The 20,160-nt window shown below is 67.8% G+C and carries 14 protein-coding genes and 4 pseudogenes; 10 read left to right on the forward strand and 8 right to left on the reverse strand.

Annotation, left to right across the window (positions count from 1 at the left end):
- Window positions 1-32: 32 nt before the first annotated feature.
- Entirely contained in the window at window positions 33-932 is a 900-nt protein-coding gene (locus tag SSQG_RS39800; protein WP_158681127.1) for a helix-turn-helix transcriptional regulator, read from the reverse strand.
- An 877-nt stretch (window positions 933-1,809) separates the two neighbouring features.
- Between SSQG_RS39800 and SSQG_RS29310 the strand changes: the two genes are divergently transcribed.
- Together SSQG_RS29310 and SSQG_RS29315 are read left to right on the forward strand one after the other, a co-directional pair.
- Entirely contained in the window at window positions 1,810-2,844 is a 1,035-nt protein-coding gene (locus tag SSQG_RS29310) for a polyprenyl synthetase family protein (RefSeq protein WP_003993542.1), read from the forward strand.
- Window positions 2,845-3,748: 904 nt separating this feature from the next.
- Window positions 3,749-4,975 (forward strand): PP2C family protein-serine/threonine phosphatase, encoded by a 1,227-nt coding sequence (locus tag SSQG_RS29315; protein ID WP_039933849.1) that lies wholly within the window; start codon window positions 3,749-3,751, stop codon window positions 4,973-4,975.
- A gap of 146 nt (window positions 4,976-5,121) precedes the next feature.
- Here the strand turns inward: SSQG_RS29315 and SSQG_RS44090 are convergent.
- Window positions 5,122-5,539: pseudogene (locus SSQG_RS44090) on the reverse strand (IS30 family transposase); the annotation flags it as partial.
- A 106-nt stretch (window positions 5,540-5,645) separates the two neighbouring features.
- Complete coding sequence (locus SSQG_RS29320) at window positions 5,646-6,005, reverse strand: hypothetical protein (protein ID WP_003993546.1); 360 nt, start codon at window positions 6,003-6,005, stop codon at window positions 5,646-5,648.
- Window positions 6,006-6,729: 724 nt separating this feature from the next.
- Here SSQG_RS29320 and SSQG_RS29325 point away from each other — a divergent pair.
- The 3 genes and pseudogenes from SSQG_RS29325 to SSQG_RS43100 form a co-directional block, all read left to right on the forward strand.
- Window positions 6,730-7,068, forward strand: a complete 339-nt coding sequence (locus SSQG_RS29325; protein ID WP_003993547.1) for a MerR family transcriptional regulator — start codon at window positions 6,730-6,732, stop codon at window positions 7,066-7,068.
- A 363-nt stretch (window positions 7,069-7,431) separates the two neighbouring features.
- Window positions 7,432-9,117, forward strand: a complete 1,686-nt coding sequence (locus tag SSQG_RS29335) for a ribonuclease J (RefSeq protein ID WP_039935496.1) — start codon at window positions 7,432-7,434, stop codon at window positions 9,115-9,117.
- Between the two features lie 273 nt (window positions 9,118-9,390).
- Window positions 9,391-9,513 (forward strand): annotated as a pseudogene (locus SSQG_RS43100) (putative quinol monooxygenase); the annotation flags it as partial.
- A gap of 68 nt (window positions 9,514-9,581) precedes the next feature.
- Here the strand turns inward: SSQG_RS43100 and SSQG_RS29345 are convergent.
- Complete coding sequence (locus SSQG_RS29345) at window positions 9,582-12,140, reverse strand: GH32 C-terminal domain-containing protein (protein WP_039933855.1); 2,559 nt, start codon at window positions 12,138-12,140, stop codon at window positions 9,582-9,584.
- Between the two features lie 500 nt (window positions 12,141-12,640).
- Window positions 12,641-13,459, reverse strand: coding sequence for a hypothetical protein (locus tag SSQG_RS43110; protein WP_244299544.1), 819 nt, complete (start codon window positions 13,457-13,459; stop codon window positions 12,641-12,643).
- 48 nt (window positions 13,460-13,507) lie between these two features.
- On the opposite strand from SSQG_RS43110, the gene SSQG_RS29355 reads away from it, so the two are divergent.
- The gene (locus SSQG_RS29355; RefSeq protein WP_039933857.1) at window positions 13,508-15,343 is read left to right on the forward strand and encodes a TerD family protein; all 1,836 of its coding nucleotides are present in this window, start codon (window positions 13,508-13,510) and stop codon (window positions 15,341-15,343) included.
- Between the two features lie 35 nt (window positions 15,344-15,378).
- Here the strand turns inward: SSQG_RS29355 and SSQG_RS38335 are convergent, their stop codons facing one another.
- The gene (locus tag SSQG_RS38335; protein ID WP_158681129.1) at window positions 15,379-15,780 is read right to left on the reverse strand and encodes a hypothetical protein; all 402 of its coding nucleotides are present in this window, start codon (window positions 15,778-15,780) and stop codon (window positions 15,379-15,381) included.
- 396 nt (window positions 15,781-16,176) lie between these two features.
- Here SSQG_RS38335 and SSQG_RS39825 point away from each other — a divergent pair.
- Both SSQG_RS39825 and SSQG_RS29365 read left to right on the forward strand, forming a co-directional pair.
- Window positions 16,177-16,373: pseudogene (locus SSQG_RS39825) on the forward strand (acyl-CoA dehydrogenase family protein); the annotation flags it as partial.
- Window positions 16,370-17,434: an enoyl-CoA hydratase/isomerase family protein gene (locus SSQG_RS29365; protein WP_003993553.1), complete on the forward strand. Its 1,065-nt coding sequence runs from the start codon at window positions 16,370-16,372 to the stop codon at window positions 17,432-17,434. The pseudogene SSQG_RS39825 and the gene SSQG_RS29365, both read left to right, overlap by 4 nt.
- Here SSQG_RS29365 and SSQG_RS29370 read toward each other — a convergent pair.
- On the reverse strand, window positions 17,397-17,696 hold the full coding sequence (locus SSQG_RS29370; RefSeq protein ID WP_003993554.1) for a hypothetical protein: 300 nt from the start codon (window positions 17,694-17,696) through the stop codon (window positions 17,397-17,399). The two genes, SSQG_RS29365 and SSQG_RS29370, sit on opposite strands and share 38 nt — an antisense overlap.
- Window positions 17,697-17,889: 193 nt before the next feature.
- Between SSQG_RS29370 and SSQG_RS29375 the strand changes: the two genes are divergently transcribed.
- Window positions 17,890-19,059 carry a DUF6183 family protein gene (locus tag SSQG_RS29375; RefSeq protein ID WP_003993555.1) on the forward strand — a complete coding sequence of 390 codons (1,170 nt, stop codon included), beginning with the start codon at window positions 17,890-17,892 and terminating at the stop codon, window positions 19,057-19,059.
- A 185-nt stretch (window positions 19,060-19,244) separates the two neighbouring features.
- Window positions 19,245-19,808, forward strand: coding sequence for a CAP domain-containing protein (locus SSQG_RS29380; RefSeq protein WP_158681131.1), 564 nt, complete (start codon window positions 19,245-19,247; stop codon window positions 19,806-19,808).
- A gap of 26 nt (window positions 19,809-19,834) precedes the next feature.
- On the opposite strand, the pseudogene SSQG_RS44095 reads toward SSQG_RS29380, so the two are convergent.
- Window positions 19,835-19,951: pseudogene (locus tag SSQG_RS44095) on the reverse strand (transposase); the annotation flags it as partial.
- Window positions 19,952-20,160: the final 209 nt, after the last annotated feature.

The following is a 20,160-nucleotide window of genomic DNA, read 5'->3' on the forward strand; positions in this document are numbered from 1 at the left end:
GTCCGCTCGTCACCGATCGTCGGACGAACCGGTCAATTGAGAAGACCCGAACGTGCGGCGACCATTCCCGCTTCGAATCTGGTGCTGACGCCGAGTCGTCGCATCAGCGTCGCGGTGGTCCTGCGAAGCGTCCTGGGTGAAACCTGCAGTTCTCGCGCAATGGCGGTATCAGGTCGACCACTGGCCCAAAGGCGCAGCACCGTCAGCTGGTCTGGTGCCAGATCGGGTACGCGTGGCCGGCTCACGTCGGCCTCGGGGTGCCCGGAGCCACGGATCCCCAGCTTCGGTTGCGCAGCGGAATCGCTGGCAGCGTCCCAGCAGAACTCGAAGACGCGACGCATACACCCGACAAGATGTGAATTCGTGACCAGCAGCATCTTTTCCGGCGATCCGTCGACGTCTGTCGAGATAAACGATAAGGTGCCATCGACTACGGTGGCCTGGAAAGGGATCAGGGGTGACGTGCGTACTTGGCAGCCCAGTGATGTGAGCTGTCGGAAGTACGAACGGAATCGCAGACTGGTGTGCAGTTGCTGCTGAATACATCGGACCGTTATCCCGCGGGTTCGGGCGGACTGGAAACGTTCCAGGTCCCGGTTCATCTCGTCTGGCGATCCAAATGCGGGCCGCAACAGCATGATTTCTTCAGCGGGCAGCTCGACGATGCTGTCCTGGATTTCTGCTATCCGATCGGCATCCTTCACGATCTCCAGTTCTGACGCCTGGTGCAGGGGAGGCCACATGCATGACGCCAGTGCGGAAACCTGCTTCTGCAGTGACTGGGTATATTCCGAGCACGATGCTATAGACTGCTCCTGTAGCTCGATGAGCCGGAGCAGTCGTCTCATCGGCTCATCGACCTCAGTCGTTGCACGCAATTCTCGCTGTGCGTTGATCATATCCCCCGTGCTTTCACGCGCAATGCGGTTCAAGACCAGTTTGATGACTTCAGCTGCGGTGACAGTGTGTTGAACTGCGGATGGCTGCGATCGTCGCCGCCGGGTGTGGACGGCGACCGAGCCGTTGTGAGAGGAGCTGAAGCCGCTGCTCGAGCGGCGGGTGTGAGCAGCAGACCGGCCGCGCCGGCCCGCTCGTCGAGGCCATCCGTGCTCTGATCAGGTGGTTCGCACCTCAGGACGGCCTCATCCACTGCACCTGGTATGTGGGACGTGGACGAACTCGCAGCGGTCGAGCACAACTTCACCACCCGTATGCGGCTCATTTCTGCCCCCCCCCGAAGCTACTCAGCGGTAGCCGCCCTGCGGCCACAACATGTCACACCGTCAGCCCGGCTGTACACGCGGTTTCCCCGTGATCTCGGCCACGGTTGGTATTCGTCGCAACGGCCTGCGCGGTCCTGTCCGACCCGGTCTTTCGTGCTCAGTCCCGCCGTACCCCCAAGGCGCACCGGCTGCCTCGGGGAGCCGTGCCCCCCGAATGAGGACACCGTCGTCATTGACCCCCACGTCACTCCATTCACCGGCTACCGGCCATGCGAAGTAGCCGCATGGCAAGGCGACTCCCAGTGCATATTTGATAGCCGTTTGGCCGCTTGCGGTCATGGCCTCGATCGGCCTCATCTGACGTGCAGTTGACACTTGTTGATCTTGTCTCTAATCAAGCGGGGCTGATACGGTCCCCAATACCGTCACCAGACGGTCAAAACTCGCGCGGGCAACTACTCCGGTAAAGTCGCCGCTCCGGACTGAGCATTGCGCTGGTGACAAGGCAAACAACAAGGTGATCTCCTTTGTTCACCGGATGTCGAGGGCACGTCCTCACGCCCGACGTAGGGATGAGAGAATCAACGTGAACAGTATTTCTGCGCAACGCGACGCACTGGACATGATGGCCGAGGCGCGTGAGCTGATCTCCCCCCTGCATCGCGCCACCGTAGACGCCCTGCCGGAAGAAATCAGCCATATAGTCGGCTACCACATTGGTTGGTGGGACGCGAACGGTCGGCCGTGCGAACAAAAGGGCAAATACGTCAGGCCGACCCTTGCCGTCGCCTGCGCTCGCGCGATAGGCGGCGAGGCCGCGGTGAAGTCCGCCATCCCTGTCGCTGTGGCGGTCGAGTTGGTCCATGACTTCTCCCTCCTCCATGACGATGTGATGGACGAGGGCACGGTCCGCCGTCACCGGCCGACAGCATGGTCCTTGTTCGGGACCTCGAAGGCCGTACTGGCAGGCGACCTGCTCGTCGCTGAGGCATACCGGCTGCTCGCGTCCTCGGGCTGTGACGACCCAGAGCGGTTGGTGAAGATCCTGGCGCAAGCCGTCCACGATCTTTGCGTCGGGCAAGCAATGGACCTCGCGTTCGAGGACCGCGTCGAGGTGACTCTCGCTGAGACCAACGCCATGGTGTCGGGCAAAACCAGCGCGTTGATCGCCGCAGCTTGTGAACTCGGTGCGCTCACAGCAGGAGCGGACGCCGAAGCCGCGGCTGTCATGTGCGCCTTCGGTGGTCACCTGGGCATGCTGTTCCAGCTGGTTGATGACATTCTCGGCGTGTGGGGAGACCCTGGTGTGACCGGGAAGCCTGTCGGCGCGGATGTGGCATCGCGAAAGAAGAGCCTCCCCGTAGTCGCCGCGTTGGAGGCAGGAACCGATGCGTCGCGCAGCCTGGCCGCCCTGTACCGCAGTGCCGACCCTCTCACCAGCGAAGACGTGGCCAAGGCGACACAGTGGGTCGAGGAGGCCGGTGGGAGGGCATGGGCTGAGGCGGAGGCCACCCGTCTGCGTCAGGCCGCTCAGGACTGCCTCGAACAGGTGGGAGCGGATGCCTGGGCGTTCAATGACCTGCTGTCATTGATGCGTTTTCTCGTGGAACGAAATGCGTAACCGCAGCCCAGAATGTAGGTATGCCCAGGGCAGGCCGTGCCGGCGCGAAGCACCGGCTGGTCTTCGTCGACCGGCTCCCGGCCACCCTCGCGCATCTCTGACACGGTGCCACGTATGACGTGCCGGCCTGTTGGTTCTGTTGCCTGCTGGCGTCGCGCTGCTGACCGGCCGCGTACCACGGCGGCTGTGTGGTGCGGCATGCCTGGTCCCTGACCGCCTGGTGGTTGCTGCTGGTCCTGGCTCTGTGGCTCCTTGGCCAGGCCGTCGGCCAGACCTCTTCCCTGACGGCATGCGCCGCTTCCTCAGCGTTCCTGATCGGCATCGGGGAGATCGGTGACTGGCTGCGTCGGCCCCTGGCGGCTCACCGTAGGCGGACAGGGCCCGCGACCAAACGGTCCCGCTCAATGCACGTCCAGGGGTGATCTGGCGCTCTCCCGTTGGTGGTATGCCTTGATCAGCGCCGCCGCATGTCTGATGGGTTTCCTCGTCGCCGCAGCCCTCGGGGACTGGGCCGATGAGCACGAGGTCGGCTGGCTGTCTTCCGGCTGCGTCGCCATCGGAGGCGCCTTGCTGGGCATCGGACTGGTGATGGCCGGGCGGGCCCTTCTGCCCGGCCGGCTACGGCGGGCGATGTTCCGGGTGCCTCCGCCCGAAGGACGGCACCGACGGCCAGGTCCACCGCGCTGAATTCCGCGTGTGCATCGCGTTTCTCGGTGTCGGTACGTCGGCAGCCCTACGAGGTATGCCCAGCCGGTTTCCGTCTGGCGCCGCTTCCAAAGCCGCGCGACGACGTGTGCTGACATGCCGCACATGGCGTAATGAGCCGCTCAGGCTGCCTTTCAGGCCATCTTGTGCGCAGGCGGTGAGCGGCGTGGGTGGCGCGAAGGAGGTGGCGAGACGAGTCATGGCCAAGGAGAAGGTGGACCGGTCGGAGAGTTTCGGTGAGCGGTTGCTCGGCGTGTTGCTGGACCGGGCGCGGGTGATGCCACCGCAGCTGATCGCCCCGCTGATCGCGGAGGAAGTGGCCAGGATCGGCGGCCGTGACGTCTCCATCCTGCTCCAGGACTACGCGCAGGAGCTGCTGGTGCCGCTGCCGGGCAGGAAGCTGCACGTCGGCCGGCCCCAGCCGGTTGCCGACTCCCCCGCCGGCCGGGCCTTCCTGCGCGCGGACGTCGTCGAGGTACCGCAGGACCAGGGCGGCGTGCGGATGTACCTGCCGCTGCTGGACGGCAGCGACGAGGTCGGCGTGGTGGCCGTGACCCTGGATACCGTGGGCGACGACGACCGGCGGCTGCTGCGTCGGCTCGCCGGTCTGGTCGCCGACATGCTGGTCACCAAGAGTGCCTACACCGACCAGTTCCTCCTGGTCCGGCGCCAGGAGCCGATGAGCGTGTCCGCGGAGATCCAGTGGAGCCTGCTGCCGCCGCTGTCGATGTCCGTGCCGCAGGTCGAGGTGGCCGGCATCCTGGAGCCCGCCTACCGCCTGGCCGGCGACAGCTTCGACTACGCCCTCAATGACAACATCCTGCATGTGGCCGTGACCGACGCGATGGGCCACGGCCTGGACGCCGCCGCGATGGCGACCATCGTCATCGGCGCCTACCGGCACGCCCGGCGCGTGTTCGTCAGCCTTTCCGAGAAGTACGCGTACATGGACGACGCCATCTCACGGCAGTTCGGGCCCGACCACTTCGTCACGGCGCAGCTGATGCACCTCAACATCGCCACCGGTGAGCTGGAACTGGTCAACGCGGGCCACCCCGCGCCTCTGCTGATCCGCGAGGGCCGGGTCGTCGAGCGGTTGGAGAGCGCAACAACGCTGCCCGTCGGCTTCGGCGGTGAGCAGCCCCGGATCGCGCAGCACCTGCTCCAGCCGGGCGACCGGGTCCTGTGCTACACCGACGGCATCATCGAGGAACACCTCGCCGGCGGGGAGCGGTTCGGTGAGGAACGCCTCATCCAGTGCGTCAACCGCCTTGCGGAGGAGACGTCCGGGGGCGTGCGGGCGGACGTGACCCGGCTCTCTCACACGCTGAAGACGGAACGGGGCGGGAGCACCAGCGACGACGCCACCCTGTTCATGATCGAGTGGCACGGGGGCGCCGCCGACCACCTCGCGGTCCCTGACTGAGCAAACTCGACGTCAACCGAATCCGCACCGGCCGGCGCCGCCCACGCGGCCCACGGCCCGGCCCCTGGAGTCTGTCTCTTCGACCTGCGAGGTGCGGCTGGTCGGGGGTGGGTGGGGACGGCACGCACCCGTAGGGGACAGCCACCTCCCGCGCGGCGGACGTGCTCGGAGTCGAGCAGGCTCTTGTGGACCACGTGCATCTCCCGGTGGGCGGGGAAGCGCGCCCGTAGAGCGTGGCAGATCTGCTCTGGGCTCCACCGCCGGGTCACGTGGTCCTGGAGGAACTCCCGCAGCCTGGGGGTACGCCGTTCCTGCCGGGCTTGGGGCGCGGTTCGCGGACGGACGCCTTCTCCCGGAGCCGGTCAGCGATGGGATGCGGTCGGCCTCGGTGAGGTAGCGCGATGGGCCGACGGGTTCCTCGGGGCGAGCCGGGGGTTCGGGTGCTTGACAGGGCAGCCCCGTGTTAACGATGGGCGGGGCTGCCCTGTACGTCCCGGATGCCTGCCGGCCGTGGAGCCAACGCTTGCCGGTGCGGCGGTTGATGCCGATGATCCGGCAGGCTTCCGTCCGGATCTCGACGTCCGTTGCACCCCTTGAACTGGGGTGTTGCGACGACCACTAGAACGGAAGCGTGCCGGTGCGGCCTCACTGTGTGCCGTGGGTCGGTGAGTCAGTGGTCGGAGTAGCTGAAGTCGCCCACGGTCCAGGCAGTGACGTCCTCGATCGCGACGCGGTACATCCCGCCTGTCTCCGGAATCCCCACCGTACCCTGCAGGATCCGGGCGACGTGGAAATGCAGATGCGTGGGCGGTCCGTCCTTCCTCGTGGGGGTGTCGAAGACGGCGGAGAACTCGCCCAGGTCGGCGGAGTCCGTCAGCACCTCAGACACCCTCTGCCTCCACATGGCTTCCGGAGCCAGTCGACCGGTGATGACAGCACCACTGGTGACCACGGTCAGGGGCATCTGATTGCTCCGCCCGGATTCCACGAGGGCGGCTATCGCAACGAGCAGCTCGTCAGGTTTCGGCATGGGATCGGATTCTATGCACCGGCACGCCAGGGCGGCGTGGACGCTGGCGCAACGCAACCGGGCGAGACGGGCGTATACGGCTCCCCTGGTGCCGCACTACAGGTCAGGAGTGCGCATGTGCGGCGGCTGCGAGCCAGGGGCGTGCTTCGAGGCAGCTCAGCGGGATACCTCATCGTCGAGCCGCAGCAAATCTGCACTCGCTGGAGTAGACATTCGATGCCTTAGGGGTTACGGTTTCTTTCGTAGCCGAGATCGAGCAAGGCCCGGCAGACACGAACTGCCGGGCAGCAGTCCACGTATGACGGTGCGGTGGTGGAGTTTCGAAGCCAGGTTGTGTACGACGGCGACGGGACTGACGACCGGACCGGGTGGCCCGAAGTGACGAGGGGCCGCCGTGAGCAGGACCGCAGTAGACGCGGTTGCAGTACCAGCAGTACGTAGTCCCTGTTTGCAAGTGATTGAGTCCGAGGGAAGAACGGAGGAGTCGAGCACCATCAGGATCGCCCGGGCGGTAGACGTGAGCCCGGGTGCCGCAGGACATCGATAGGTAGGTGGTCTCCGGTCACGCATTCGCGATCCCCGCACCCCCGTCGGAGCATCAGACGGCTGGGCGGAAACAGAAGGCCGGCGCAGCACTAGGGCCGGCAGATGGTGTTGCAGTTCCTTCGGGGCCTTGGTGCCAAACGGCACCAAGGCCCCTCCACGCGTTCCACAGAGAGGTGAGATGACAGCAGACGAATCGCTGAGCCGTCTCGACGACGACGACTACCCCGCCTACACGATGGGCCGGGCTGCCGAGTTGCTCGGTACCACTCCCGGCTTTCTCCGCGCCATCGGTGAAGCGCGACTGATCACACCACTGCGCTCCGAGGGCGGACACCGCCGCTACTCCCGCTACCAACTGCGCATCGCGGCCCGCGCGCGTGAGCTCGTCGACCAGGGCACCCCGATCGAGGCCGCATGCCGGATCATCATCCTCGAAGACCAGCTCGAAGAAGCCCAGAGCATCAATGCCGAATACCGGCGCACCGGCGAATCGTCCAGTCCATCGGCCGCAGCCTGAGGTGAGCGGGCCCGCCGGTATCGGCGGGCTGTCACACCCGCGCGCGGCGGGGGTGTGACGCGCAGAGAGGATGCTCGTGTCCGAACGGCTCCACCGTCAGTAGACGGCGAGGGAGACGGCGAGGGAGACGGCGATGTAGTGCGCGGTGAAGGCCGCCACGACAGGGGGCACGAGATCTTCGCCGGCACCACCGGGCGCACGGCTGACCCACCGAAGGCGGTACCGCCTTGACCCCTCCCTGTCCGGCCGCCGGCTTCGTCGGATCGTCCCCGGAAACCCGTGGTGGTGCCCCGACCCTGTCGGGAGGAAGAGATCGCACAGGTAGTGGATCATCCTGTGCCGCTCTCCGGGTACCGTCAGGGTATGAGTCATCCGCACCCCGAGCTGAAAGCCGCACCGCCCCTTCCTGAAGGAGGGCTGCGGGTCATCGCCCTGGGCGGCCTGGGTGAGATCGGCCGCAACATGACCGTCTTCGAGCACGCGGGCAAGCTGCTCATCGTCGACTGCGGCGTGCTGTTCCCCGAGGAGACGCAGCCCGGCGTGGACGTGATCCTGCCGGACTTCACCTCGATCCGGGACCGGCTGGACGACATCGTGGCCGTGGTCCTCACCCACGGTCACGAGGACCACATCGGCGGCGTGCCGTACCTGCTGCGCGAGCGGTCCGACATCCCCGTCGTCGGCTCCAAGCTGACGCTGGCGTTCCTGGAGGCCAAGCTCAAGGAACACGGCATCCGGCCGCGCACGGTGCGGGTGCGGGAGGGCGACCGGCGTGGCTTCGGGCCCTTCGACTGCGAGTTCGTGGCGGTCAACCACTCCATCCCCGACAGCCTCGCGGTCGCGATCCGCACCCGGGCCGGGATGGTGCTGCACACCGGCGACTTCAAGATGGACCAGTTCCCTCTCGACGAGCGCATCACCGATCTGCGTGCTTTCGCCCGTCTCGGCGAGGAGGGCGTGGATCTGTTCCTCACCGACTCCACCAACGCCGAAGTACCCGGCTTCACCACCTCCGAGCGTGAGCTGAACCCGGCGATCGAGCAGGTGATGCGCACCGCGCCACGCCGGGTCATCGTCTCCAGCTTCGCCAGCCATGTGCACCGCATCCAGCAGGTCCTGGACGCCGCCCACCAGCACGGCCGCAAGGTCGCCTTCGTGGGCCGGTCGATGGTCCGCAACATGGGCATCGCCCGTGACCTGGGCTATCTGAAGGTCCCCTCCGGTCTGGTCGTGAGCACGAAGGAGCTGGAGAAGCTCCCGGACCACAAGATCACTCTGGTGTGCACCGGCTCCCAGGGCGAACCGATGGCCGCGCTGTCACGGATGGCCAACCGAGACCACCAGATCCGCATCGGCAAGGGCGACACCATTCTGCTCGCCAGCTCCCTCATCCCCGGCAACGAGAACGCCATCTACCGGGTGATCAACGGACTCACCCGGTGGGGCGCCCACGTGGTCCACAAGGGCAACGCCAAGGTGCACGTCTCCGGGCATGCCAGTGCCGGCGAACTCGTCTACTGCTACAACATCGTCAAACCCCGCAACGTCATGCCCGTGCACGGCGAATGGCGCCACCTGCGGGCCAACGCCGACCTCGCCATCCGTACCGGTGTCGACCCCGAGCGGGTCGTCATCGCCGAGGACGGCGTCGTCGTCGACCTGGTCGACGGGCGCGCATCCATCACCGGCAAGGTCCCCGCCGGCAACGTCTACGTGGACGGCATGGAGGTCGGCGGCGCCACCGAAGCGTCCCTCAAGGACCGCCTCGCCCTCGCCGCCGAAGGCGTGGTCACGGTGGTGGCGATCGTCGACGCGGACACCGGCGCCCTCGCCGAGCCTCCCGACTTCCTGGCCCGGGGCTTCGTCCACGACGACGCCACCTTCGAGCCGGTCGTCCCGGTCATCGAGAAGACCCTGGCCACCGCCGCCGAGGAAGGCGTCGGGGATGCGCGCCAACTCGAACAGCTCGTCGCCCGCGCCGTGGCGAACTGGGCGTTCCGCACCCACCGCCGCAAGCCCCTCATCATCCCCGTCATCATCGACGCCTGAGCCACACCCGGGCAGGAGTCCGGGGGCGGCCGCCGATGTGCACGAGGTGAGACTCGGCGACGAGTCGGTCCTGATGTCCAGCCTCATCACCGGCCCACCGTGTCGGCCCGTACGCATCGCGCCCGGATTTCGCCCGGACGCGTCCGGGGCGGCCCGGTGGCGAGCGCTGCGCCGGGCATCCCGCAGCGCCTCCAACGGCTGACCAGCCGCTCGAGCAGCAAAGATGACGGCCACGGGGATAAGGCCGGTCATCGGGTGTCCGCCTCCTTCATCGAGGTCTCCCGGGACGAGGACGCCTTCCAGGCACACCTGAACGCCCCGTACGGCGCCCCGTTCAACGCCGCCCTCATCCCGCTGATCGAGGAGGACGCCTCAGTCCTGACGCTCCTCGACCCACCTGGCCACGCATCCGTGGCCACGCGCCGGAAGCCGCTCCTGGCCGACCGGCGCGCGGCCACGCCGCGTCACCTCCAGATGGACTTCAGCTGCCACGCCTGGAGGTGGTCGAGGGTGGCGCCGCCTCCCTCGGCGAACACCTCGACGCCGGTGCTGGAGGGGTCGGGGAAGATCTGGTCGGTGATCACGGCCTCGCCGTTGCCGCCGAAGACCTCGACGGACGACCAGTCGACGAGGACACGCAGCTTGACCTTGCCGTTCTCGGCCTTCAGGGGCGCGGTCTGGATGCCGGGGAAGGTGCTGTTGAAGTCCCCGGCGCCGGAGCGGGTGCGGTCGACGTACAGCTCCTGGGTGGTGGTGTCGTAGCCGATGACGGTTTCCTCACCGCCCGCTCCGGTACGCACCTTCAGGCCGAAGCGCTCCGCGTCCTTCAGGGAGAAGGTCGCCTCGATGTCGAGTGCCTTGCCTCCGACAGCGGGGCGGATCAAGGGCTTGGACGTGCTCGTGACGGTGACGCCGGACGCCCTCACCGGGCGCTTCGGACGGAGGGACTCCAGGCCGCGCACCGGCTCACTGGTCAGCCGGATCCGGCCGTCCACGGTGCGCAGGGCCATCTCCCTCGGCATGCTCTGCGCGCCGCGCCAGGGGGAGGTGGGGACGGACTGGCCGTAGTCCCAGTTGTTCATCCAGCCGATCATGTAGCGCTTGCCGCCCGGCGCGTCCTCCCAGGAGACCGCCGCGTAGTAGTCCTTGCCGTAGTCGGCCCAGTCGGCGCGGTGCACGACGGACTTGGCGGGCTTCTCGGCGGCGGTGAACGGGTCGGCCATGACGTGACCCCAGCCGGCGGTGTTCATGTCCACGATCTGGATCTGTGCCTTCTCGCCCTCGTAAGGGCGCATGTCGAAGGACGCCCAGTCCAGGGCCTCGCTGTCGGAGCCGGTGGCGCTGCGGACGACCTTGCCGTCGACGAGCAGGTTGACGGAGGTCTCCGTGGAGACGCGCTGGGCCTGGGTGTCGGACATGACGATGTGGTCGACGTTGAGGTGGCCCCAGCCGCCGGTGTTGTCGTCGACGATCCTGATCCGCGCCTTCTTGCCGGCGAGGTCGCTGACGTCCCACGAAGCCCAGTTGAGCGCCTCGGCGTCCTTCCCGGTGGCGCTGCGGACGACCTGCCCGTCCACGAGGAGCTCGACGGCGGTGGGGTTGCCGGAGCCGGCGGGGTGGTTGCCGCCGCCGATGAGGAAGTTGATGTGCTTCTTGTCGACGGTGAACTCGGGTGAGGTGAGGGTGCCGGTGGTGGCGTCGCCGTTCAGGAAGGTGTTGACCAGTCCGTCTCCCAGGAACCCGGAGACCTGCTGCTGGCCGGGGAGGGTGCCGTGGGCCGGTGCGGTGCCGAAGGCGTCCCCGGTCGCCGTCCAGCCGCCGTAGGTGCCGCCTTCGAAGTCGGCGAGGACCGTGCCCACGGGCGGAGGGCTGTCCAGGACGGTTCCGGCCTCGTGCGGATGCCGCCCGCCGCCGATCTTGAAGTTCAGGTACGGGCTGGTCACGGTGAAGGAGGGCGAGGTGAGGGAGCCGGTGGCGCCGTCACCGCCGTGGAAGCTGTTGGCGAGGCCCTTGCCGTCGAAGCCCGAGACGGTTCCCTGGCCGTCCACCGCCCCGGTTGCCGGCCCCTCGCCGAACGCGGTCCCGGTCGCCGTCCAGTCACCGAAGCCGGGGTCTTCGAAGTCCTGCACGACCTTGCCTGTGGGCGGGGTGTAGGCGCCCTTGTCCTCAGGGGTGAACTTCTTGCCGTCGAAGTCTCCGACGAAGTACTGGGCGGCGGAACCGCCCGCGATGCCACCGGGGTTGATGTTGACGACCAGGACCCACTTGATCTTCTTCGGGTCTCCGTCGACCGCGAGGGGGAACAGGTCGGGACACTCCCACACGCCGCCCGTCGCGCCGGCCGGCCCGAACTCGCTCTGCGGCTCCCAGTCCTTGAGGTTCTTGGAGGAGTAGAACCGCACCTTGTGCTCGGCGGACAGCGACACCGTCATCAGCCAGCTCCTGGTCGGCGCGTACCACTGGACCTTGGGATCGCGGAAGTCGGTGGAGCCGATGTCGATCACGGGGTTGCCCTGGTACTTGGTCCAAGTGCGGCCACGGTCGGTGCTGTAGGCGAGCGACTGGGCCTGCTTGCCGCCGTGTCTGTAGGCGCTGGTGTAGATCGCCACCATGGGCGGGTTCTCCTTCGTGCCGAACCCGGTGGTGTTGTTCCGGTCGACCACCGCACTGCCGGAGAAGACCATCTCCTCGTCGTCGTGCGAGAGGGCGAGCGGCAGCTCCTTCCAGTGCACGAGGTCCTTGCTCACCGCGTGCCCCCAGGACATGTCGCCCCAGGAGTTGCCGTTCGGGTTGTACTGGTAGAACAGGTGGTACTCGCCCTGGTAGTACACGAGGCCGTTGGGATCGTTCATCCAGTTCTTCTGCGGGGTGAAGTGGAACTGGGGCCTGAAGGTCTCGGTGTACGCCGGGGTGTCGGTTGCGACGGCCTGGCGGGCGAGCGGGGCTGCCGACACGGCGCAGACGGTCGCCACCGCCGCCATCATCCGTATGCGGACGTGCCGGGATACGCGTGCAGAGCTCATGGTGTCTCCTTGTCCCGCGGCCGTCCGCGCAGCGGTGACTGCGGCTTCTGCGCGACGGACCGACAAAGTGCACCCCGGGCCGAGCCGACCATCAGTGCCGTGGCCCGGAGTGTCATCGTTGACTTGTGTCATCGATGACAGCGAGTGCCCGATTATGAAGCCCCATCCGGCCACCGCGTCAACGGTCCGGGCGTGATTGCTCGGGCATGACCCGCACTTCATCGGGTGTCGCCAGTTGCAGGGGAAGGCGTCGACGGGCTTGCCGTGGCGGGCTCGGGTTCGGTGGACGTGCAGGTCAGGTGGGTGGTGTGGGTGGCACCCGGCAACTTCGGTGGCCGGGAAGGGTGGTGACATGGGGGTCACTGTCCACGACGTGGCCGCGCGGGCCGGGGTCAGCAAGACGACGGTCTCGCGGTCGACCATGCCGGTGCCACCGGCGTGCCCGCGTCAGGGTTCGCCGTTGATCATGTGGCGAGGGCGAACGAGGGGACCAGTGCGGTTCATCGCGGGGCGGAGTCCTCGATCCGCAACGACCAATCAGTCATTGACCCCCACTTCAACTCCGGCCCCTCAACTGAGAGCACGCCCTTCACGTCGGGTACGACGACCACGTCATCGAACCTGTGGTCACGCCCCGCGAGGACCCGGATGCACCGCCCCTTCTCGTTGTAGATGCCCAGCCGCCCGCCGGCATCACCGAACTCCACGGCGAGTCGGGTGCCCGGCGCTGGGCACTGGAAGAACCGCGAGGCGCCACCTTTGACCTTCTGCGGCAGCGGCCCCACGGACATCGCGTCCAAGAAGCGGATCTTCCACCGCCCCCGCATCCTCCAGCCCCGCATGATCCGCACCGATTCGCACTGCCCGGGCTCAAGGAGGATGTGCGCCCTCTCCCGCCCGATCCCCGACGAGCCGGCGAACTTCTCCGTGTACCGCCCCCGGGGCTCGGTCACGCCGACGACCTCGAAACCCAAGCTGGCGATCCAGCCCCACGCCTCGATCACCACAGGTCGCCCGCGCAAGTCCATCGGCAGCTCGATGACCCGCGATCCATACCCCGAGAAGTAATTCTCGGCACCTGACCTGTTGAGCATTTCGTCCCGGCCCCCAATCTGGGCAGCCACGATAGTGCAGCGGAATGACGGTGGTCGGTGGCCGCGACGGCGGTAATGGCCTAGCCCGGGCTCGGTGTTGATGGTGTCGTCGCCGGCGTGACCAGGGATCGACATCTCGGACTGTGCTGCCGAACCGGCCTTCCGTGACAGGCCGACCACGAACAGCGTCCACAGTATGCGAAAATCCCACCGATTGATCATCACTGTGGAGAAGGTGTGCAGTTTGCCACCCTCGGGGGAGGGGAGTCTCGTATGGCCCTGTTGTCGTCGGAGCCCAAGTGGCCCACCGTGTCGGACTACTTCCACGACTGGGCGCTGGTGGACGTGGAGACCTCCGGGTTGAGGCCGGGCCGGGACCGTGTCCTCTCGCTTGCGATCCTCACGTTGGACGCACGCGGCAACCAGACGGGGGAATTCGCCACGCTCCTCAATCCGGGCTGCGACCCCGGTCCGGTGCACATCCACGGTCTCACCCCCGCCCGGCTTGCCGGGGCGCCCACCTTCGAGGAGATCGCGCCGCAGGTGGGGGCGCTGCTCAGCGGCCGTGTCCTGGTCGCCCACAACGCGCAGTTCGACTACGACTTCCTGGCCCATGAGTTCGCCCACGTCCGTTCCTGGGTGCCGGTCAGCAGGCGGCTGTGCACGCTGGCCCTGAACCGTCTGGTCGGGTCCGCGACGCCCGATCTCAAGCTGGGCACCCTCGCCGCTCACTACGGGGTGCGCCAGGAGCGGGCCCACGACGCGCAGGACGACGTACGGGTCCTCTCCGGCATCCTGCGTGGTTCGCTGGGTGCCGCCGAACGGCTGGGCTTGTCCCTGCCCCTCCTGGACTGCCCGCCTCGCCAGGACTACCAGCCATATGTTCCCAAGACGCCCTGTGCGTACCGCAATCCGGGCCGCTTCACTCCGGGCGGGCCCCTGACGCAGGGCATGAAGGTCGCCATCACCGGAGACACCCAGGTCTCGCGTGAGGAACTGGTCGCCCGCTCGGTGGCGGCCGGGCTGAACATGATGACCTCGGTCAGCGGCCAGACCAGCGTCGTCGTGACCAACGACCCCAGCACCGCGTCCGGGAAACTGCGTCGTGCCGCGGACGAGGGCGTCCCCCTGCTCGACGAGCCGATGTATCTGCGGCTGCTGGAGAACGTACAGCCCGGCCAGGCCAAGGGCACCGCCCGGCAGCGTCGCAAGGTCGAGACGCCCGGGAACGCGACGACCGCAGGGCCTGAACCCGTGCTGAGCTTCCCGGCGCAGCGCACGGCCACGCCAACCGCGCCCACTGCCGGTGCGGTCCAGTCGCTCACCGGACGCAGGGTCCTGGTCCTGGGCGGCACCCACGAGGCAGCCGCGGAAGCACGTGCTCGTGCCGTCGCTCTCGGCGCCTCCGCGGCAGTCAACCTCTCGGCCAGTGTCTCCGACGTCGTCGTGCTTCCCGGAGGCGAATCGGACCGGCGCATGAGCCGCATCGCCACCCTCGGCCTCCGCGTCCACGACGCGGACTGGCTCCTCGCGCCCGCCCCTGCACCGGTGCCGACTGCGGCGGCCGCAAGCCGGCCGGACACGGCCGAGGTGCTGGTCCGAGGCGCCGTCATCGACCTGTCCGACACCGGCACCCCCTGGACAGTGGCTGCCACGTGGCGGCAGCAGACCGTCTGTGACGTGGACGTTGTCGCCTTCGCGGTCGACGCACAGGAACAGGTCCCGGGAGACGAGGACTTCGTGTTCTACGGCACGCCCGAGCACCCGGGCGGCACCGTACGGCTCTCCACGGACGGTCCGACGGAACAGGCGGTCACCACCGACCTGGAGTGTCTGCCCCTGGAGATCCACAAGATCGTCATCGCCGCCGCGGTCGACGGTGCCGCGACCTTCTCCGACGTCGGGGCCGTCGAGATCACCGCCACGTGCGGGATCGGTGCGGCCCCGACCGCCCGGGGCACCCTCGACGCCGCCACCACCGAACGCACCATGATTCTCGCCGAGCTCTACCGTCGAGGACAGGGCTGGCGACTGCGCGCCGTCGGGCAGGGGTACGACCATGGCCTGGCCGCCCTCGCCCGCGGCTACGGCGTCGATGTCGCCGACTGACCGGCAACAGGTCACCAAAGGGGGACTGGTGGTTCTCAGCGCCCCGACACGTAGCCCGTCATCACGTTGCTGACCCAGCCAGTTTTCTCGTACGGGCCGTTTCGGGACTCGGAGGAGAAGATGATCAGGTACCGACTGCTGGCGCCGTAAGTCCCTTCAGGGAAGTTGTAGTTGCACGTTTTCGTCGTGCCGGCGCCTGAGTAGTTGTGGCATTCACCCGTGCGGATGACCTTGTTGTCGTTCGCTCGGTCGGTGAGCTTCCACACGGACACGGTGCGGTAGCCATCGCCGAGCATGTCGGTCACGGTGAGCTTGTCGCCGTATGAATAGAAACACGCCTGGCCGGCCCTGAAATTCTCGGCAAGAGTGCAGTATTTGTCGGCGGCCTGGGCGGTACCGGTGCCGAGCATGAGTGTTCCGGCGGTCAATGCGGTCACGGCAAGGGATGTAGCAGTGCGGCTACTGTGCATTTTGGTCCCCGTTTTTTTTGGTTTGTCGAACACGGACGTTCGCGGCCGAATGAGTCAGCACCTGCTGCCGAATGAGTCAGCACCGGCTATGGAATCCGGCTGGCTGCCAGGGTGTCAGGGCCGGCGGCAGGGAGTCGTTAGCGCTCGGTCCACTGTTTCTGTGCAATGCGTCCACAGCTCCGGAGGTCCGGTGCCTGGACGACCGCGCAGGCCTGGCCTGGCCCTGCGCGCGGATCGTGCTTCGAGTGCCAGGTCACGGCTGCTGGGATGCGTCCTCAGGATGCGTGGTCTCGGGGCCGTCGAGGAGCGGCTGGGATTTGTCCCGCAGGTGAAGGTCGAAGAAAGCTGACACGTAGTCGCGGGGTGGCGAAGCGGTTCGCCACCGACACCGGGTACTCGTTGGCCGACCGAACCCTCCAGTCGCATGGGGGTACCGCAACCTCAGCAGGTACGGCATCGAGAAGATCGTCCGTGACTTGCGAGCCCACCACATCCTGGAAGGAACCAGCCAGATCATGCGCGTCATCGTGGCCCGAGGCCTGACGGAGGTACTCCAGTGACCGATGTCCAGTTCCGTACGGAGGGCCGGGCCGCCCACATCGTCCTCAACCGGCCCAAGGCCCTCAACTCCCTCACCCACGCCATGGTGCGCCGCATCGACGAGGCGCTGACCGACTGGGAGCAGGACCCGGCCGTCGAGACCGTCGTCATCACCGGTGCGGGGGAGCGCGGCCTGTGCGCGGGCGGCGACATCCGCCGCATCCACGACGACGCCCGCGACGGGGACGGCACCGCCTCGGCCGCGTTCTGGCGCGACGAGTACCACCTCAACGCCCGCATCGCCCGCTACCCCAAGCCCTACGTCGCCGTCATGGACGGCATCGTCATGGGCGGCGGCGTCGGCGTCTCCGCGCACGGCAGCGTCCGGGTCGTCACCGAGCGGTCGAGGATCGCCATGCCCGAGACCGGCATCGGTTTCGTCCCGGACGTCGGCGGCACCTACCTGCTCGCCCTCGCCCCGGGCGAACTCGGCACGTACCTCGCGCTGACGGGCGCGCAGATCGGCGCCGGGGACGCACTGCTGTGCGGGCTCGCCGACCACTACCTGCCGTCCGAGGCGCTGGGGCGGTTCGTCGACGACCTCGCCGGCACGCCCGTACGGGGAGCTCTGGACCGGCATGTGAGGCCCGCACCGGGAGGGGAACTGGCCGGGCAGCGGGAGTGGATCGACTCGTGCTTCGCCTCCGACACGGTCGAGGAGATCGTGGAGCGGCTGCTCGCGCACGGCGACCCGGGGGCCAAGGAGACCGCCGAGACCCTGCTCGCCCGGTCGCCCACCTCGCTCAAGGTCACCCTGACCGCCCTGCGCCGTGCCCGCCGACTCGGCTCACTGGAGCGGGTGCTGGAGCAGGAGTACCGGGTCTCCTGCGCGACACTGAGCACGCCCGACCTGGTCGAGGGCATCCGTGCCCAGGTCATCGACAAGGACCGCAACCCCCGCTGGTCACCGCCGACTCTCGGCGAGGTCACCGACGCGGACGTGGAGCGTTTCTTCGTCTCCCTCGGCGCGCGCGAACTCGGGCTCACCGGTTCCGGCACCACGGAGTGGGTGGCCTGGTGAGAAGGCCGGTCATTGTTCTGTTCTTGGCTTCGCGAGCGGCGTCCTCGCGCATCGCGCGCGCATCCTCGGCCATCTTCTTCGCCGCGTCCAGCGCGCTCTGCGCGTCATTGACGGCCGGCGCCGCGTTGGTCTGCGCCGTCTTGGCGTGCTGAACGTCCCGTGTGGCCGCCCGCACCTTCGCCTCATCCGGCTTGTCGGCGTCGGACTTACTGCCGGTCGGGTCGTCCTCGTACTTGTCGGCCTCCTTGGACGCCCGGGTCACCCAGGAGTCGGCCGACGAGACCTCGACTCCTCCGAGGAGAGGTCCGCGCGGGCCTCGCGTGACCTCACCAGCGCTCCGTTCGCCAGCGCTTGGGCGCGCTCCAGCTTCGGCCAGAGGTCCGAGTGGGCGTCGCCGTCTCAGCAAAGTTACTTGATCTCCTGCTCGTAGACTCGGGGGTGTGAGCCGCAACGAAGTGCCGCCCGGCGACGCCGCTTGCGAACGACATCGCCAGGAGCGGCCCGGGCCGGAATCGCAGCGTCTGGGTGAGCTCGGGCCGGAAGGAATGTACGAAGCGGCGGAGCGACTGTGCCGGACGGAGGGCGGCGACGGGCCCCGTGGAGCCTCCGTGGCGTGGACTGTGGGGCGGATCGCCGAGACCCTCGCCGACACGCGTTCGCGGGACGCTGTGAGGTTTGCTGCGGACCTTGTGGGACGGCTGCTGCCCGAAGAGGCCATGCCCCCTGGCGAGGGCGACCGATTGCTGCGGTCCGTGGCCGCGAAGCTCGTCAAGGCTCAGCACCTGCGGGACATCGAGCCTCTGTTCGGCGAGTTGCCGGACGGGATCCAGGGGTCGGCGGTCGAGATGCGGGCCTGTCTCCTCGGAGAGCTGGCGCTGATCGGCTCGGGGACCGGCCGGCGCTCCCTGGACGCGTACGCCGAGAAGCTGGGTGAGCTGGGGCACCCGCTGGCTCGGCTGCCCAGGACGCGACTGGACATCGAGCATCGGTTCGGGGTTCGTGTCCGGGGGCTGGGCTCGATCAAGACCGCGAAGCAGCTTCGGTCGCGTTTCCCGGAGGCTCCTTCGACCGACGGCGGTGCGGTCGCCGGTCGCGGTGCCGGGGACGCTCGGGACGACGGACGGGCGAACGCGGCTGCCCAACCCTTCCGGGCCGGCGGATGGGCCCGTGAGACCGAGGCACGGTTCTTCACGCTGCCGAGCCCGCTCAGCCCCGACGACTTCGGCATCTCCTTCATCAAGGAACTGCCCTTGCGCTGTCTGGCGAGTGAGGGCAGCCGCCGGGGAAGCGCGCTCGCCTGCGCGACGACACCCGACGATGTTCTCAACGAACTCTTCTCGGCTTCGTACGTCGGCGGAGTGAACGGCCAGGGGCAGGGCGGTGCGTACGCGCGGCTGTACGCCTGGGAGGGTTTCTACGCGCTCATGGGATTGCCCACCGGGGTACCTCTCCTGGAAGCGGTGCGGCGCGCGGCAGATCACCGGTGGCTGCGGTTCATGGCGTTCACGGACTGGTTCCACCATGACACCTCGGACCTGGCTTTCGCCGTGCTCGATCCCACCCGGACTCGGGTCGCGGTGCTGGCGGCGACCGATACCGACGTCGACCGCGACGTTCTCGGGTAGCGGGAAGTCGTCCCTGGCGTTTCCGTTCCAGGCCAGTCTCACCGGCCCCGTCACGCCCATCTGTCCTCAACCGTTGATTCGTCCGTGTGACATGGCCTCGTCTTGTGCGTCGGCGTCCGGTCGGCGCGGGAACACTGCGGCCGACGGGTCGCTCGGCCCGGTGTGCTGCCCAGAGAGGTGCCAAGGTGAATCGCCTGACGATGAGGGCCGCCGTGCTTGCGGCGGCCGCCATGTTCGGATTGGTCTCTCCGCTGCCCGCCGCCGGGGCCGCGGAGCCCCTCCACGGGGCCCGGTCACAGCAGGCCGCACAGCGCCCCACGTACAGCCCGAACATCGACTACATCACGTGTGAGATCAACAAGGAGCGGGCCGGTCAGGGCCTGCCGGCGCTTCGGATCTCCGAGCGCGCGTCCGACGTGGCGAGGAGTCACGCAGCCGACATGAACAAGCTGGGGCGGCTCAGCTTCGTCGGCAGCGACGGCAGGAACACGCGGGACCGGCTCAACGATGCCAGTCTCTTCTCCTCGTACTACAGGGAGCACCTGCTCTACGGCTACAACCACGACGGATGGTTCGTGGACAAGGCCACCGACCCGGCCCCGGAGAACGGGTTCTACAAGCGGCTGATGAGCCGGGACGTCGTGGCCTTCAGCCTGGGCTACGACAACCTGTACTGGGACGTGCTCCTCCTGGGGCCGCACCGCCGTCTGGTGACCAGGGCCGCGGCCTGCGGTGGGAGCGCCGGCTGATCCGAGGGGTCACACGAGACCCTCGGCTCGGGCAGGTCACGCCAGGGGCCCCGGTCCGCAACCGCCCAGCGCGCTGTTGACCACCTGGCGGTGATCCCGTCACGGCCTCCCACGGCCGTCAACCCGCGGCGCAGTGGTGCCATCCGCTCGCACGCTGCATCCGTCAGCTCACCCCACCCACCACAAGATCAGAGACGACTTCCTGACGGGCGACTTGAGCTTCCTGCTCGTGAACAGCCTGTCGCCACAGGGATCCTCTCAGCCGAGCTTGCCCGAGCCGTGCCGGTCGAGTGTGCTCAGTGCCCTCGCCAACGCTTCACCATGCTCGTAGGACCCCCGCAACAAGCTCTAC

This window comes from Streptomyces viridochromogenes DSM 40736 (genome assembly GCF_000158955.1).
Taxonomy (GTDB): Bacteria; Actinomycetota; Actinomycetes; order Streptomycetales; family Streptomycetaceae; genus Streptomyces; species Streptomyces venetus.

Excerpts from the sequence above, each read along its gene's own strand:
- SSQG_RS29320 (WP_003993546.1), bottom strand. The coding sequence starts at position 6,005 with ATGCCGAAACCTGACGAGCTGCTCGTTGCGATAGCCGCCCTCGTGGAA.
- SSQG_RS29335 (WP_039935496.1), top strand. The coding sequence starts at position 7,432 with ATGAGTCATCCGCACCCCGAGCTGAAAGCCGCACCGCCCCTTCCTGAA.
- SSQG_RS29345 (WP_039933855.1), bottom strand. The coding sequence starts at position 12,140 with ATGAGCTCTGCACGCGTATCCCGGCACGTCCGCATACGGATGATGGCG.
- SSQG_RS29315 (WP_039933849.1), top strand. The coding sequence starts at position 3,749 with ATGGCCAAGGAGAAGGTGGACCGGTCGGAGAGTTTCGGTGAGCGGTTG.
- SSQG_RS29325 (WP_003993547.1), top strand. The coding sequence starts at position 6,730 with ATGACAGCAGACGAATCGCTGAGCCGTCTCGACGACGACGACTACCCC.
- SSQG_RS29355 (WP_039933857.1), top strand. The coding sequence starts at position 13,508 with ATGGCCCTGTTGTCGTCGGAGCCCAAGTGGCCCACCGTGTCGGACTAC.